This window comes from Pseudomonas sp. AC169 (assembly GCF_979258515.1).
This window is the reverse complement of sequence record NZ_OZ409866.1, coordinates 1,866,763-1,883,066: the sequence shown is the minus strand read 5'-3', so window position 1 is coordinate 1,883,066 and position 16,304 is coordinate 1,866,763. Positions and strand designations below refer to the sequence as shown.

The window sequence follows — 16,304 nt, the reverse complement described above, 5'->3', positions numbered from 1 at the left end:
CCTAGCTGTCACATACCCAATTTGCTGAAGCGAGGCCACAAGGCCACGACTCAGTACCCGAATTTCTTGACGACCATAGAGCGTTGGAACCACCTGATCCCATCCCGAACTCAGCAGTGAAACGATGCATCGCCGATGGTAGTGTGGGGTTTCCCCATGTGAGAGTAGGTCATCGTCAAGATTAAATTCCGAAACCCCAATTGCGAAAGCAGTTGGGGTTTTGTTTTGCCCGCAGGAAATGTATCTGCTTGATTTCTATGCAACGGCCCGGGGCATGGCTATTATTCGGGCCTCATTGTGAGGCGAGACCTGCATGCTGACGTTGTTGAACCTTCTGAAGGATGGTCGATTCCATTCTGGTCAGGATCTGGGCGCTGCCCTGGGAATAAGTCGAAGTGCGGTATGGAAGCAGCTTCAGCATCTGGAGGCTGATCTTGGCTTGTCCATTCATAAAGTTCGTGGTCGTGGCTATCAACTGGCTGCGCCATTAATGCTGCTTGACTCTCTGGCTATATCTGCAATGGCGCCAGGGTGGCCGGTGACTATCCTGGACTCTGTCGACTCGACAAACGCTGAGGCCCTGCGCGCGATCAGCAAAGGTAACTTGGCGCCCTTTTTAGTGCTCGCGGAGCGGCAAGTCTCCGGGCGTGGGCGAAGAGGCCGCAAATGGGTGAGCCCGTTTGCTGAAAATCTTTATTACAGCCTAGTCCTGCGTATCGATGGTGGAATGCGCCAGCTCGAGGGATTGAGTCTTGTCGTGGGGTTGGCCGTCTTGCAGGCTCTGCGAAATTTTGGAGTGTCCAGCGCCGGACTGAAGTGGCCTAACGATGTCTTGGTGGGTAACAAGAAAATCGCCGGCATTCTGCTTGAACTCGTCGGAGATCCGGCAGACGTTTGCCATGTGGTGCTGGGTATTGGCGTCAACGTGAATATGCAGGTGGCTGACGAGGTTGGCCAGCAATGGACTTCGATTCGGCTTGAGTCAGGCAGAAGCACTGATCGTAATGCTTTGGTGACGGAGCTTAGTAAGCAACTGAATACTTACATCCGGCGCCATCAATTGGATGGTTTTTTGGCTCTTCAGGCGGAATGGGAGGCCAATCATTTGTGGCAGGATCGCTCTGTGTCATTGATTGCGGGTTCCAGTCATATAGATGGTGTGGTGCTCGGAATCGACAGTCAGGGTGCGCTGCGCCTGAAGGTGGATGGGGTGGAAAAAGTCTTTAGTGGTGGTGAGCTCAGCCTGAGGTTGCGTGATGATTCTTGAGCTCGATTGTGGGAACAGTTTTATTAAGTGGCGAGTGCTGAAGGCTGCGCCCGGGGCTCTCTTTTCTGAAGGGGTAGTCGACTCTGATCTGGCGTTGCTTGAAAGTTTGAGATCCCTTGACGGGCTTGTGCTGCGAAAGTGCCGCGTGGTCAGTGTCAGGACTGCGGAGGAAACCGATGCCTTAATCGGTACTATCGAGCGGGAGTTTGGTATTCCGGTGGTGTGTGCGAAGCCTGCTCGTGAAATGTCCGGTGTCAAAAATGGTTATGAAGACTATGAGCGACTAGGACTGGATCGATGGCTGGCCATGCTTGGCGGATTTCATCTCGCATCGGGCGGTGCTTGCCTTGTGCTTGATTTCGGTACGGCGGTAACTGCTGATTTTATTGCTGCGGATGGCGAGCATCTGGGCGGATTTATTTGTCCTGGAATGCCGTTGATGCGAAATCAGTTGCGTACACATACCCGTAAGATTCGCTATGGGGATCTGGCGGCGGAGCGTGCGCTTTCCAGTAGTGCGCCAGGGCGGACCACCGTTGAGGCGGTGGAGCGCGGGTGTTCATTGATGTTGCGAGGTTTTGTATTGGCGCAGCTGGGGCTGGCGCGCTCCTACTGGGGAGAAGGCTTCGCGGTCTTTATAACTGGCGGTGATGCTGGGTTGGTTGCGGATATCGCGCCTGAGGCCCGAGTCGTTCCCGATCTCGTGTTTGTGGGGTTGGCTATGGCGTGTCCTTTTTCCTGAGGTTTGTATGCGTTGGTTGTTCCTTCTGCTTCTTGTTCTTAATGTTTTCTATTATGTCTGGCATCAACAGGAAGCGCCCTTGCGGGCGAAGGATGTAACGCCTCTCAGCTTGTATCGAGGTTCCCAGCAAGACATTCGCTTGCTCAGCGAAACGACGGGTGATGTTCGCGAGGGGCAGGGTGGTCGGCGGCAGGAGTGCCTGTTCCTTGGTGGCTTTTCCCGACAGGAGCCGATTTTGGCGCTTCAGCAGCGTTTGACTGATATCGGAGTCGACGTGAAGTCTTCGTCGAAGGATGCCGCTGGGCCCGGTTATTGGTTGTCTGTCTCGCCTCAGAGCCGGCGTTTGCTGGGCGATACCCAGTTGCAAAACCTTTCCAAGGAATTCAATGAGTTAAAAGATAAAATAATGCTGTGTGAGGGGGTTGCACCTGCTGAATAGTTTGCATAGAATGGCGCCCGCTCCACAGCGAAGACCTGAAACGGAATTCAATGCGGGGTGATGTCAGCGCAGCTAACCTCAGGTTTTTAAATGAGAAAATGCTTGACAGGGGTTTGGCATAGTATAGAATGCCGGCCTGATTAGGAGGGGTTCCCGAGCGGCCAAAGGGATCAGACTGTAAATCTGACGTCTACGACTTCGAAGGTTCGAATCCTTCTCCCTCCACCAGATTTAAGCGTGAGCTGCAGGCTCCGCGGGTATAGTTTAGTGGTAGAACCTCAGCCTTCCAAGCTGATGATGCGGGTTCGATTCCCGCTACCCGCTCCAAGTTTGCAGGTTGTGCAAAGTGTTTTGCTCTTGTAGCTCAGTTGGTAGAGCACACCCTTGGTAAGGGTGAGGTCAGCGGTTCAAATCCGCTCAAGAGCTCCATATAACAAGGCAGATATGAAAATATCTGCCTTTGTTTTAATGGTTGATATTGTTTGTCTAATTTCTTCTGTTGAGGGTGATATCGATGGCTAAGGAAAAATTTGATCGTTCCCTGCCCCACGTCAACGTTGGCACCATTGGTCACGTTGACCACGGTAAAACCACTCTGACTGCTGCTCTGACTCGCGTTTGCTCCGAAGTTTTCGGTTCTGCAATCGTTGACTTCGACAAGATCGACAGCGCTCCAGAAGAAAAAGCTCGCGGTATCACCATCAACACCGCTCACGTTGAGTACAACTCGACAATTCGTCACTACGCTCACGTTGACTGCCCAGGTCACGCTGACTACGTGAAGAACATGATTACTGGTGCTGCCCAGATGGACGGCGCGATCCTGGTTTGCTCGGCCGCTGATGGTCCGATGCCACAAACCCGTGAGCACATCCTGCTGTCCCGTCAGGTAGGCGTTCCGTACATCGTGGTTTTCCTGAACAAGGCTGACCTGGTAGACGACGCTGAGCTGCTGGAACTGGTTGAGATGGAAGTTCGCGACCTGCTGTCCACCTATGACTTCCCAGGCGACGACACTCCGATCATCATCGGTTCGGCTCGTATGGCTCTGGAAGGCAAAGACGACAACGAAATGGGCACCACTGCCGTTCGTAAACTGGTTGAAACTCTGGATACTTACATCCCTGAGCCAGTTCGTATGATCGACAAGCCATTCCTGATGCCGATCGAAGACGTGTTCTCGATCTCCGGTCGCGGTACTGTTGTGACTGGTCGTATCGAGCGCGGTATCGTTCGCGTTCAGGATCCACTGGAAATCGTTGGTCTGCGTGACACTACCGTCACCACCTGCACCGGTGTTGAAATGTTCCGCAAGCTGCTCGACGAAGGTCGTGCTGGCGAGAACTGCGGCGTTCTGCTGCGTGGTACCAAGCGTGACGACGTTGAGCGTGGTCAGGTTCTGGTTAAGCCGGGTTCGGTTAAGCCGCACACCAAGTTCACCGCAGAAGTTTACGTTCTGAGCAAGGAAGAAGGCGGTCGTCACACTCCGTTCTTCAAAGGCTACCGTCCACAGTTCTACTTCCGTACAACTGACGTGACTGGTAACTGCGAGCTGCCAGAAGGCGTTGAAATGGTAATGCCAGGTGACAACATTCAGATGACTGTTACCCTGATCAAAACCATCGCGATGGAAGACGGTCTGCGTTTCGCTATCCGTGAAGGCGGTCGTACCGTCGGCGCTGGCGTCGTAGCCAAAATCATCGAGTAAGTAGTTGTAATGTATTTTTCGGGCCGGCATAATGGTCGGCCTGATTTTGTTTTAGGTCAGTAGCTCAATTGGCAGAGCGACGGTCTCCAAAACCGTAGGTTGGGGGTTCGATTCCCTCCTGACCTGCCAGATTCACTCGGTGTGTCTGGCTTTCTTTTCACAGGATCTTCATAGATGACTCCTAAAGCTGAAGCTCAAGGCTCTCGCTTCGATCTGCTCAAGTGGCTTGTGGTTGTCGCTTTGGTAGTTGTTGGCGTTGTTGGCAATCAGTATTACTCTGCTTCGCCGATCCTGTACCGTGTACTCGCTTTGCTTGTCATTGCTGCTGTAGCTGCCTTTGTAGGCCTGCAGACCGCCAAGGGCAAGTCTTTCTTTGTACTGGTTAAGGAAGCTCGCACCGAGATTCGTAAAGTCGTGTGGCCAACTCGCCAAGAAACCACGCAGACCACCCTGATTGTGGTGGCTGTTGTTCTGGTTATGGCGTTGCTGTTGTGGGGGCTTGATTCCCTGCTCGGTTGGCTTGTTTCCTTGATTGTCGGCTAAGGGTGTCCCGTGGCTAAGCGTTGGTATGTTGTGCATGCTTACTCGGGTTACGAGAAGCATGTGATGCGCTCGCTGGTCGAGCGCGTAAAGCTGGCTGGCATGGAAGATGGCTTCGGCGAGATTCTGGTTCCCACTGAAGAAGTGGTTGAGATGCGTAATGGCCAGAAGCGCAAAAGCGAACGCAAGTTCTTTCCAGGCTATGTGCTGGTTCAGATGGATATGAATGAGGGTACTTGGCACTTGGTCAAGGATACTCCTCGGGTGATGGGTTTTATCGGCGGTACTGCTGACAAGCCTGCCCCAATCACCGATAAAGAGGCAGAAGCAATTCTGCGTCGTGTTGCTGATGGTAGCGACAAGCCTAAGCCGAAGACTCTCTTCGAGCCAGGTGAGACGGTGCGAGTCAATGACGGTCCATTCGCTGATTTCAATGGCGTTGTTGAAGAAGTTAACTACGAAAAGAGCCGGATCCAAGTGGCAGTGCTCATTTTCGGTCGCTCTACTCCGGTAGAGTTGGAGTTCAGTCAGGTCGAAAAGGTCTAACTGAACAAGCATCCCAACCCCGCAGCCATAGGCTGTGGGGTTTTGTCGTCACTGGGATAAACGCGCAAGTAACCGGGGAGCCTTTCGAGGCGTTTGAACCCGTAATTGGAGTGCCTCATGGCCAAGAAAATTACCGCTTACATCAAGCTGCAAGTGAAGGCCGCTCAGGCTAACCCAAGCCCACCTGTTGGTCCTGCTCTGGGTCAGCACGGCGTGAACATCATGGAATTCTGCAAGGCCTTCAACGCCCGTACTCAGGGTCTTGAAGCAGGTCTGCCGACTCCAGTGATCATCACTGTCTACAGCGACCGTAGCTTCACTTTCGAAACAAAATCCACCCCTGCTTCGGTTCTGCTGAAGAAAGCGGCCGGTCTGACCAGCGGTTCCGCTCGTCCGAACACCGTTAAGGTTGGCACCGTTACCCGTGCTCAGCTGGAAGAAATCGCGAAAACCAAAAACGCGGATCTGACTGCAGCTGATATGGATGCAGCCGTGCGTACTATCGCCGGTTCTGCTCGTAGCATGGGCCTTAACGTGGAGGGTGTGTAATGGCTAAGCTGACCAAGCGTCAAAAGGCTATCGCCGGCAAAATCGAAGCAGGCAAGGCCTACAACATTGTAGACGCCGCTGCTTTGCTGGCTGAGCTGTCGACTGTCAAGTTCAGCGAGTCGTTCGACGTTGCTGTAAACCTGGGTGTTGACCCGCGTAAATCCGACCAGGTTGTTCGTAGCGCTACTGTGCTGCCACACGGCACTGGCAAGACTGTTCGCGTTGCTGTGTTCACCCAGGGTCCTGCTGCTGAGGCTGCTCTGGCTGCCGGCGCTGACCGTGTAGGTATGGACGACCTGGCTGCCGAAATGAAAGGCGGCGACCTGAACTATGACGTAGTGATCGCATCCCCGGATGCCATGCGCGTTGTAGGTCAACTGGGTCAGATCCTCGGTCCACGTGGTCTGATGCCTAACCCTAAAGTTGGTACCGTAACTCCAGACGTAGCTACCGCGGTTAAAAACGCTAAAGCTGGTCAGGTTCGTTATCGCACCGACAAAAACGGCATCATTCACACTTCCGTTGGCAAGATGGGCTTCGACGCCGTCAAGCTGAAGGAAAACGTTGAAGCCCTGATCGCTGATCTGAAGCGTATCAAGCCAGCTTCCTCGAAAGGTATCTACGTCAAGCGCGTTACCCTGAGCACCACTATGGGCCCAGGTCTGGTTATCGACCAGAGCTCGCTGGACGCGTAAGACAAAAATTGGCGCGATTATTCACGCTAGTTGAAATATTGGGGTCCCTGCCTGGCGGGGGCTATCCAAGACCGTAGGCGACGCAAGTCTTAAACCATAAGCCTACGCAGATGGTGCTCCCGGTTCCTTACCGAATCAGACACCAAAACGACATTCGGTTTCGATCGAATGAAACGGTAACAAGCAGGAGTTAAACCCGTGGCAATTAATCTCGAAGACAAGAAGGCCATCGTCGCTGAAGTCAACGAGGCTGCCAAAGTCGCTCTGTCCGCTGTCGTGGTTGATGCACGTGGCGTAACAGTAGGCGCAATGACCGGACTCCGTAAAGAGGCTCGTGAAGCTGGCGTTTACGTACGTGTTGTACGTAACACCCTGCTCAAGCGCGCTGTTGCTGACACTCAATACAGTGTCCTCAACGACGTGTTCACCGGCCCGACCCTGATTGCATTCTCCAACGAACATCCGGGCGCTGCTGCTCGTATCTTCAAAGAGTTTGCCAAGGGTCAGGACAAGTTCGAGATCAAGGCAGCTGCGTTCGAGGGCAAGTTCCTCGCAGCTAATCAGATCGACGTACTGGCAACCTTGCCGACCCGTGACGAAGCAATTTCTCAGCTGATGAGCGTGATTCAAGGCGCTACCAGCAAATTGGCTCGTACTCTGGCGGCAATTCGCGACCAGAAAGAAGCTGTCGCAGCCTAAGGCTCGTCAACTTCTCGCGTTTTTTGTTTATTTCGATGGTCGCGTAGGCCGTCCCCCAATTCAGGAATTGAGTCATGTCTCTGACTAACGAACAAATCATCGAAGCAATCGGCCAGAAATCCGTAGTGGAAATCGTTGAGCTGATCAAAGCGATGGAAGAAACCTTCGGCGTTACCGCTGCTGCTGCTTCGGCTGGTCCAGCTGCTGCTGCCGCTGTTGTTGAAGAGCAAACCGAGTTCAACGTTGTTCTGCTGGAAGCTGGCGAGAAGAAGGTTAACGTGATCAAGGCAGTTCGTGAACTGACCGGTCTGGGCCTGAAAGAAGCCAAAGAGAAAGTAGACGGCGCTCCACAGGTTGTAGCTGAAGGCGTTTCGAAAGAAGCTGCTGAAGACGCCAAGAAGAAGCTGGAAGAAGCAGGCGCTAAAGTCGAGCTGAAATAAGTATCGACTTTGCTCCTCCAGCCCGAGCGTCAAGCGACAGGCTGATGGCTGGTGGCTCTTGCCACCGGCCTTTTTCCGTTATTGGCAGCCGACTGGGTCGGTGCTGATAAAGGCGCTGTAACCACCCGATGCGGTGGAGCAAACCATGGGGTTTGCACGATTTTCTGGCTGCTCCCGTCGGGAGGGGCCAAACAAGCAGGTGACCAAGCTGGGGAACGCTGATGGCTTACTCATATACTGAGAAAAAACGTATCCGCAAGGACTTTAGCAAGTTGCCGGACGTCATGGATGTGCCTTACCTCCTGGCCATCCAGCTGGATTCGTATCGTGAATTCTTGCAAGCGGGAGCGACTAAAGATCAGTTCCGCGACGTGGGCCTGCATGCGGCCTTCAAATCCGTTTTCCCGATCATCAGCTACTCCGGCAATGCTGCGCTGGAGTACGTCGGTTATCGCCTGGGCGAACCGGCATTTGATGTCAAAGAATGCGTATTGCGCGGTGTAACTTTCGCCGTACCTTTGCGGGTAAAAGTGCGCCTGATCATTTTCGACAAAGAATCGTCGAACAAAGCGATCAAGGACATCAAAGAGCAAGAAGTCTACATGGGTGAAATCCCCCTGATGACTGAGAACGGTACCTTCGTAATCAACGGTACCGAGCGTGTAATCGTTTCCCAGCTGCACCGTTCCCCGGGCGTGTTCTTCGACCACGACCGCGGCAAGACGCATAGCTCCGGCAAACTGCTGTACTCCGCGCGCATCATTCCTTACCGCGGTTCGTGGCTGGACTTCGAGTTCGACCCGAAAGACTGCGTGTTCGTGCGTATCGACCGTCGTCGCAAGCTGCCGGCATCGGTACTGCTGCGCGCGCTCGGCTATACCACTGAAGAAGTGCTCGACGCGTTCTATACCACGAACGTTTTCCACCTGAGCGGCGAAACCCTCAGCCTGGAACTGATTGCTTCGCGTTTGCGTGGTGAAATTGCGGTTCTGGACATTCAGGACGAGAAGGGCAAGGTCATCGTTGAAGCGGGCCGTCGTATTACCGCGCGCCACATCAACCAGATCGAAAAAGCCGGCATCAAGACTCTGGAAGTGCCTCTGGACTACGTCCTGGGTCGTACTACCGCCAAGGTCATCGTTCACCCGGCTACCGGCGAAATCCTGGCAGAGTGCAACACCGAGCTGAACACCGAAGTCCTGGCAAAAATTGCCAAGGCTGGCGTTGTTCGCATCGAGACTCTGTACACCAACGACATCGACTGCGGTCCGTTCGTTTCTGACACACTGAAGATCGACTCCACCAGCAACCAATTGGAAGCGCTGGTCGAGATCTATCGCATGATGCGTCCAGGCGAGCCGCCAACCAAAGACGCTGCCGAAACCCTGTTCAACAACCTGTTCTTCAGCCCTGAGCGCTATGACCTGTCTGCGGTCGGCCGGATGAAGTTCAACCGTCGTATCGGGCGTACCGAGATCGAAGGTTCGGGCGTGCTGTGCAAGGAAGACATCGTCGCGGTACTGAAGACTCTGGTCGACATCCGTAACGGTAAAGGCATCGTCGATGACATCGACCACCTGGGTAACCGTCGTGTTCGCTGCGTAGGCGAAATGGCCGAGAACCAGTTCCGCGTTGGCCTGGTACGTGTTGAGCGTGCGGTCAAAGAGCGTCTGTCGATGGCTGAAAGCGAAGGCCTGATGCCGCAAGACCTGATCAACGCCAAGCCAGTGGCTGCGGCGGTGAAAGAGTTCTTCGGTTCCAGCCAGCTCTCGCAGTTCATGGACCAGAACAACCCGCTGTCCGAGATCACCCACAAGCGTCGTGTCTCTGCACTCGGCCCTGGCGGTCTGACTCGTGAGCGCGCAGGCTTTGAAGTTCGTGACGTACACCCGACTCACTACGGTCGTGTATGCCCGATTGAAACGCCGGAAGGTCCGAACATCGGCCTGATCAACTCCCTGGCTGCGTACGCTCGCACCAACCAGTACGGCTTCCTGGAAAGCCCGTACCGCGTGGTGAAAGAGGGTGTGGTTACCGACGAGATCGTGTTCCTGTCCGCTATTGAAGAAGCCGATCACGTGATCGCGCAGGCTTCGGCGACCATGAACGACCAGAAAGTCCTGATCGACGAGCTGGTAGCCGTACGTCACCTGAACGAATTCACCGTTAAGGCGCCTGAAGAAGTCACCTTGATGGACGTTTCGCCGAAGCAGGTAGTTTCGGTTGCAGCGTCGCTGATTCCGTTCCTCGAGCACGACGACGCCAACCGTGCGTTGATGGGTTCGAACATGCAGCGTCAAGCTGTACCAACCCTGCGCGCTGACAAGCCGCTGGTAGGTACTGGCATGGAGCGTAACGTAGCCCGTGACTCCGGCGTTTGCGTCGTGGCTCGTCGTGGCGGCGTGATCGATTCCGTCGACGCCAGCCGTATCGTGGTTCGTGTTGCTGATGACGAAGTTGAAACCGGCGAAGCTGGTGTCGACATCTATAACCTGACCAAATACACCCGCTCGAACCAGAACACCTGCATCAACCAGCGTCCGCTGGTGAGCAAGGGTGATCGCGTTCAGCGTAGCGACATCATGGCCGACGGCCCGTCCACCGACATGGGTGAACTGGCGCTGGGTCAGAACATGCGCATCGCGTTCATGGCATGGAACGGCTTCAACTTCGAAGACTCCATCTGCCTGTCCGAGCGTGTTGTTCAGGAAGACCGTTTCACCACGATCCACATTCAGGAACTGACCTGTGTGGCGCGTGACACCAAGCTTGGGCCTGAGGAAATCACTGCAGACATCCCGAACGTGGGTGAAGCTGCACTGAACAAACTGGACGAAGCCGGTATCGTTTACGTAGGTGCTGAAGTTGGCGCAGGCGACATCCTGGTGGGTAAGGTCACTCCGAAAGGCGAGACCCAACTGACTCCGGAAGAAAAACTGCTGCGCGCAATCTTCGGTGAAAAAGCCAGCGACGTTAAAGACACTTCCTTGCGCGTACCTACCGGTACCAAAGGTACTGTCATCGACGTACAGGTCTTCACCCGCGACGGCGTGGAGCGTGATGCTCGTGCACTGTCGATCGAGAAGTCCCAGCTGGACGAGATCCGCAAGGATCTGAACGAAGAGTTCCGTATCGTTGAGGGCGCCACTTTCGAACGTCTGCGTTCCGCTCTGGTAGGCCACAAGGCTGAAGGCGGCGCAGGTCTGAAGAAAGGTCAGGACATCACCGACGAAGTTCTCGACGGTCTTGAGCATGGTCAGTGGTTCAAACTGCGCATGGCTGAAGATGCTCTGAACGAGCAGCTCGAGAAGGCTCAGGCCTACATCGTTGATCGCCGCCGTCTGCTGGACGACAAGTTCGAAGACAAGAAGCGCAAACTGCAGCAGGGCGATGACCTGGCTCCGGGCGTGCTGAAAATCGTCAAGGTTTACCTGGCAATTCGTCGTCGCATCCAGCCGGGCGACAAGATGGCCGGTCGTCACGGTAACAAGGGTGTGGTCTCCGTGATCATGCCGGTTGAAGACATGCCGCACGATGCCAATGGCACCCCGGTCGATGTGGTCCTCAACCCACTGGGCGTACCTTCGCGTATGAACGTTGGTCAGATCCTTGAAACCCACCTGGGCCTCGCGGCCAAAGGTCTGGGCGAGAAGATCAACCGGATGGTCGAAGAGCAGCGTAAAGTCGCTGAACTGCGTACCTTCCTGGACGAGATCTACAACCAGATCGGCGGTCGTAACGAAGATCTGGACAGCTTCTCCGATCAGGAAATCCTGGATCTGGCGAAGAACCTGCGTGGCGGTGTTCCAATGGCCACTCCAGTGTTCGACGGCGCCAAGGAAAGCGAAATCAAGGCCATGCTGAAACTGGCAGACCTGCCGGAAAGCGGCCAGATGCAGCTGACTGACGGCCGTACCGGCAACAAGTTCGAGCGTCCAGTTACCGTTGGCTACATGTACATGCTGAAGCTGAACCACTTGGTAGACGACAAGATGCACGCGCGTTCTACCGGTTCGTACAGCCTGGTTACCCAGCAGCCGCTGGGTGGTAAGGCGCAGTTCGGTGGTCAGCGTTTCGGGGAGATGGAGGTCTGGGCACTGGAAGCATACGGTGCTGCTTACACTCTGCAAGAAATGCTCACAGTGAAGTCGGACGATGTGAACGGCCGTACCAAGATGTACAAGAACATCGTGGATGGCGATCACCGTATGGAGCCGGGCATGCCCGAGTCCTTCAACGTGTTGATCAAGGAAATTCGTTCCCTCGGCATCGATATCGATCTGGAAACCGAATAACACGTGACGCGAATCGAGAGCGGGGCAGGATTGCCCGCTCTCTGCTCCGCCAGGAGGAAAGGCCTTGAAAGACCTACTGAATTTGCTGAAAAACCAGGGTCAAGTCGAAGAGTTCGACGCCATCCGTATCGGATTGGCCTCGCCTGAGATGATCCGCTCATGGTCGTTCGGTGAAGTTAAAAAGCCGGAAACCATCAACTACCGTACGTTCAAACCTGAGCGTGACGGCCTGTTCTGCGCCAAGATCTTTGGCCCGGTAAAGGATTACGAGTGCCTGTGCGGTAAGTACAAGCGCTTGAAGCACCGTGGTGTGATCTGCGAGAAGTGCGGCGTTGAAGTTGCACTGGCCAAGGTTCGTCGTGAGCGCATGGCGCACATCGAACTGGCTTCGCCGGTTGCCCACATCTGGTTCCTGAAATCGCTGCCGTCCCGTATCGGCTTGCTGATGGACATGACCCTGCGTGATATCGAACGCGTTCTCTACTTCGAGAGCTATGTCGTTATCGATCCAGGCATGACCACCCTTGAAAAAGGTCAGCTGCTGAACGACGAGCAGTATTTCGAAGCGCTGGAAGAGTTCGGTGACGACTTCGATGCCCGTATGGGTGCTGAAGCAGTCCGTGAACTGCTGCACGCTATCGACCTGGAACACGAGATTGGCCGTCTGCGTGAAGAAATTCCGCAAACCAACTCGGAAACCAAGATCAAGAAGCTGTCCAAGCGTCTGAAGTTGATGGAAGCCTTCCAGGGTTCCGGCAACCTGCCAGAGTGGATGGTGCTGACCGTTCTGCCGGTTCTGCCGCCAGATCTGCGTCCACTGGTCCCGCTGGATGGCGGTCGTTTCGCGACTTCCGACCTCAACGATCTGTATCGTCGAGTGATCAACCGTAACAACCGTTTGAAGCGCCTGCTGGATCTGTCCGCTCCGGACATCATCGTGCGCAACGAAAAGCGTATGTTGCAGGAAGCTGTCGATGCTCTGCTCGACAACGGTCGTCGTGGCCGCGCTATCACCGGTTCGAACAAGCGTCCTCTGAAATCCCTGGCTGACATGATCAAGGGTAAGCAAGGTCGTTTCCGTCAGAACTTGCTCGGTAAGCGTGTTGACTACTCCGGTCGTTCGGTAATTACCGTAGGCCCGACCCTGCGTCTGCATCAGTGCGGTCTGCCGAAGAAAATGGCTCTCGAGCTGTTCAAGCCGTTCATTTTCGGCAAGCTGGAAATGCGTGGTCTCGCGACCACCATCAAAGCGGCCAAGAAAATGGTCGAGCGCGAACTGCCAGAGGTTTGGGACGTTCTCGCCGAAGTGATTCGCGAACACCCGGTTCTTCTCAACCGTGCACCGACCCTTCACCGTCTGGGTATCCAGGCGTTTGAACCGGTACTGATCGAAGGTAAGGCTATTCAGCTGCACCCTCTGGTCTGCGCCGCGTACAACGCCGACTTCGACGGCGACCAAATGGCCGTGCACGTACCGCTGACACTGGAAGCCCAGTTGGAAGCGCGTGCGTTGATGATGTCGACCAACAACATTCTGTCGCCAGCCAACGGTGAGCCAATCATCGTTCCGTCGCAGGACGTTGTATTGGGTCTGTACTACATGACTCGTGAAGCGATCAACGCCAAAGGCGAAGGTCGTGTGTTCGCGGATCTGCAGGAAGTTGACCGTGTGTTCCGTGCCGGCGAAGCCGCACTGCACGCCAAGGTCAAGGTTCGTATCAACGAAACCGTCAACGACCGTGACGGCAACAGCGTGAGCGGTACCCGTATCGTCGACACCACTGTCGGCCGTGCGCTGCTGTTCCAGGTTGTGCCAAAAGGTCTGTCGTACGACGTCGTCAACCTGCCGATGAAGAAAAAGGCGATCTCCAAGCTGATCAACCAGTGCTACCGCGTGGTTGGTTTGAAAGAGACCGTGATCTTCGCTGACCAGTTGATGTACACCGGTTTCGCTTACTCGACCATCTCTGGCGTTTCCATCGGTGTTAACGACTTCGTTATCCCGGACGAGAAAGCCCGCATCATCGGTGCTGCCACCGACGAAGTGAAAGAGATCGAGAGCCAGTACGCCTCCGGCCTGGTAACCCAGGGCGAGAAGTACAACAAAGTGATCGACCTTTGGTCGAAAGCGAACGACGAAGTTTCCAAGGCGATGATGGCCAACCTCTCGAAAGAGAAGGTTATCGACCGTCATGGCGTTGAAGTCGATCAAGAGTCTTTCAACTCGATGTACATGATGGCCGACTCGGGTGCGCGGGGTTCCGCAGCACAGATTCGTCAGCTGGCCGGTATGCGTGGTCTGATGGCCAAGCCGGACGGTTCCATCATCGAAACGCCGATTACTGCGAACTTCCGTGAAGGTTTGAGCGTACTTCAGTACTTCATCTCGACTCACGGTGCTCGTAAAGGTCTGGCGGATACCGCGTTGAAAACTGCGAACTCCGGTTACCTGACTCGTCGTCTGGTAGACGTGGCGCAGGATCTGGTTGTAACCGAGATCGATTGCGGCACCGAACACGGTCTGCTGATGACTCCGCACATTGAAGGCGGTGACGTTGTAGAGCCGTTGGGTGAGCGCGTATTGGGTCGTGTTATTGCCCGTGACGTATTCAAGCCAGGCACCGAGGACGTTATCGTTCCGGCCGGTACTCTGGTAGACGAGAAGTGGGTTGAATTCATCGAGCTGAACAGCATCGACGAAGTGATCGTGCGTTCGCCGATCAGCTGCGAAACCCGCTATGGCATTTGCGCCAAGTGCTACGGCCGTGACCTGGCTCGTGGTCACCAGGTGAACATCGGTGAAGCGGTCGGCGTTATCGCTGCCCAGTCCATCGGTGAGCCGGGTACCCAGCTGACGATGCGTACGTTCCACATCGGTGGTGCGGCAAGCCGTACTTCCGCAGCCGACAGCGTTCAGGTGAAGAATGGCGGTACCGTCCGTCTGCACAACCTGAAGCACGTTGAGCGAGTGGATGGTCATCTGGTTGCTGTGTCCCGTTCCGGTGAGCTGGCCATCGCTGATGACTTCGGTCGTGAGCGCGAGCGTTACAAGCTGCCGTACGGTGCTGTGATTTCGGTTAAAGAGGGTGACAAGGTCGACGCTGGCGCAATCGTCGCCAAGTGGGATCCGCACACTCACCCGATCGTTACCGAAATGAAAGGTACCGTGACCTACGTGGGCATGGAAGAAGGCATCACGATCAAGCGTCAGACTGACGAATTGACCGGTATGACCAACATTGAAGTACTCGACGCGAAAGATCGTCCAGCTGCGGGCAAAGAAATCCGTCCGGCAGTGAAGATGGTCGACGACAACGGCAAGGATCTGTTGCTGCCAGGCACTGACGTTATCGCTCAGTACTTCCTGCCAGCCAACGCCCTGGTCGGTGTGGCTGACGGTGCGAAGATCGCGATCGGTGATGTTATCGCGCGTATCCCGCAAGAAACTTCGAAGACCCGTGACATCACCGGTGGTCTGCCGCGTGTTGCCGACTTGTTCGAAGCGCGTCGTCCGAAAGAAGCGTCGATTCTGGCTGAGGTCAGCGGCACCATCGCGTTCGGTAAAGAGACCAAAGGCAAGCGCCGTCTGGTTATTACCCCGAACGACGGTAGCGATCCGTACGAAGAGCTGATTCCGAAGTGGCGTCACCTGAACGTGTTCGAAGGCGAACAGGTAAACCGCGGCGAAGTTATCTCCGACGGCCCGAGCGATCCGCACGACATCCTGCGTCTGCTGGGTGTAAGCGCGCTGGCCAAGTACATCGTCAACGAGATCCAAGACGTTTACCGTCTGCAAGGCGTGAAGATCAACGACAAGCACATCGAGACCATCCTGCGTCAGATGCTGCGTAAAGTTGAAATCGCTGAATCCGGCGATTCCAGTTTCATCAAGGGCGACCAGATGGAACTGACTCACGTACTGGTAGAGAACGAGCGTTTGGGCGGCGAAGACAAGTTCGTTTCCAAGTACACTCGCGTTCTGCTGGGTATCACCAAGGCGTCGTTGTCCACCGAATCGTTCATCTCGGCGGCTTCCTTCCAGGAAACCACTCGCGTACTGACCGAAGCGGCAGTCACCGGCAAGCGCGATTACTTGCGTGGCCTGAAAGAAAACGTGGTCGTGGGTCGTCTGATCCCGGCCGGTACCGGTCTGGCGTATCACAGCGAGCGCAAGCGTCGTCGTGATGCTGACAAACCGTTGCGCGTAAGCGCCAGTGAAGTGGAAGCTGCACTGACCGAAGCACTGAACTCAAGCGGTAACTGAGTTCTGCGGTAAATGAGCTGAGGCCCTGATCGCTCCGTTCGTCGAATCGAGACATATTGTCAAGGTTCGACGGGCGGGGAGGTCGGGGCCTTGCCTTGACTGGGGACAAGATCCTCTTTA

Annotated in this window: 12 protein-coding genes, 4 tRNA genes and 1 rRNA gene; all 17 read left to right on the top strand. The window is 55.1% G+C overall.

The window, feature by feature from the left end:
• Window positions 1-65 precede the first annotated feature (65 nt).
• A 5S ribosomal RNA gene (gene rrf, locus ACZZ0G_RS08620) occupies window positions 66-181 on the top strand.
• Between the two features lie 132 nt (window positions 182-313).
• Window positions 314-1,267, top strand: a complete 954-nt coding sequence (birA, locus tag ACZZ0G_RS08615) for a bifunctional biotin--[acetyl-CoA-carboxylase] ligase/biotin operon repressor BirA (protein ID WP_463555880.1) — start codon at window positions 314-316, stop codon at window positions 1,265-1,267.
• Entirely contained in the window at window positions 1,257-2,009 is a 753-nt protein-coding gene (locus ACZZ0G_RS08610; RefSeq protein ID WP_463555879.1) for a pantothenate kinase, read from the top strand. Before birA ends, ACZZ0G_RS08610 begins: the two co-directional genes overlap by 11 nt.
• A gap of 7 nt (window positions 2,010-2,016) precedes the next feature.
• Window positions 2,017-2,448 carry a hypothetical protein gene (locus ACZZ0G_RS08605; protein WP_463555878.1) on the top strand — a complete coding sequence of 144 codons (432 nt, stop codon included), beginning with the start codon at window positions 2,017-2,019 and terminating at the stop codon, window positions 2,446-2,448.
• A 143-nt stretch (window positions 2,449-2,591) separates the two neighbouring features.
• A tRNA-Tyr gene (locus ACZZ0G_RS08600) sits at window positions 2,592-2,676 on the top strand.
• A 25-nt stretch (window positions 2,677-2,701) separates the two neighbouring features.
• Window positions 2,702-2,775, top strand: a tRNA-Gly gene (locus ACZZ0G_RS08595).
• A 26-nt stretch (window positions 2,776-2,801) separates the two neighbouring features.
• A tRNA-Thr gene (locus ACZZ0G_RS08590) sits at window positions 2,802-2,877 on the top strand.
• An 85-nt stretch (window positions 2,878-2,962) separates the two neighbouring features.
• A complete protein-coding gene (tuf, locus tag ACZZ0G_RS08585; protein WP_095188538.1) occupies window positions 2,963-4,156 on the top strand; it encodes an elongation factor Tu in 1,194 nt (397 codons plus the stop codon).
• A gap of 53 nt (window positions 4,157-4,209) precedes the next feature.
• Window positions 4,210-4,285: transfer RNA gene (locus ACZZ0G_RS08580), tRNA-Trp, on the top strand.
• A 45-nt stretch (window positions 4,286-4,330) separates the two neighbouring features.
• Entirely contained in the window at window positions 4,331-4,699 is a 369-nt protein-coding gene (gene secE, locus ACZZ0G_RS08575; protein WP_007916493.1) for a preprotein translocase subunit SecE, read from the top strand.
• A gap of 9 nt (window positions 4,700-4,708) precedes the next feature.
• Window positions 4,709-5,242 (top strand): transcription termination/antitermination protein NusG, encoded by a 534-nt coding sequence (gene nusG, locus ACZZ0G_RS08570; RefSeq protein WP_007916492.1) that lies wholly within the window; start codon window positions 4,709-4,711, stop codon window positions 5,240-5,242.
• Between the two features lie 117 nt (window positions 5,243-5,359).
• On the top strand, window positions 5,360-5,791 hold the full coding sequence (gene rplK / locus ACZZ0G_RS08565; RefSeq protein WP_003228756.1) for a 50S ribosomal protein L11: 432 nt from the start codon (window positions 5,360-5,362) through the stop codon (window positions 5,789-5,791).
• Window positions 5,791-6,486, top strand: a complete 696-nt coding sequence (rplA, locus tag ACZZ0G_RS08560) for a 50S ribosomal protein L1 (protein WP_007916481.1) — start codon at window positions 5,791-5,793, stop codon at window positions 6,484-6,486. The genes rplK and rplA overlap by 1 nt, the downstream gene beginning before the upstream one ends.
• A gap of 198 nt (window positions 6,487-6,684) precedes the next feature.
• Window positions 6,685-7,185: a 50S ribosomal protein L10 gene (rplJ, locus tag ACZZ0G_RS08555; RefSeq protein ID WP_332769291.1), complete on the top strand. Its 501-nt coding sequence runs from the start codon at window positions 6,685-6,687 to the stop codon at window positions 7,183-7,185.
• A 74-nt stretch (window positions 7,186-7,259) separates the two neighbouring features.
• A complete protein-coding gene (gene rplL, locus ACZZ0G_RS08550; protein ID WP_003228750.1) occupies window positions 7,260-7,625 on the top strand; it encodes a 50S ribosomal protein L7/L12 in 366 nt (121 codons plus the stop codon).
• Window positions 7,626-7,846: 221 nt separating this feature from the next.
• Window positions 7,847-11,920, top strand: a complete 4,074-nt coding sequence (rpoB, locus tag ACZZ0G_RS08545; protein ID WP_093442653.1) for a DNA-directed RNA polymerase subunit beta — start codon at window positions 7,847-7,849, stop codon at window positions 11,918-11,920.
• A gap of 64 nt (window positions 11,921-11,984) precedes the next feature.
• Entirely contained in the window at window positions 11,985-16,184 is a 4,200-nt protein-coding gene (gene rpoC / locus ACZZ0G_RS08540; protein WP_034156498.1) for a DNA-directed RNA polymerase subunit beta', read from the top strand.
• The last annotated feature ends 120 nt before the right edge of the window (window positions 16,185-16,304 follow it).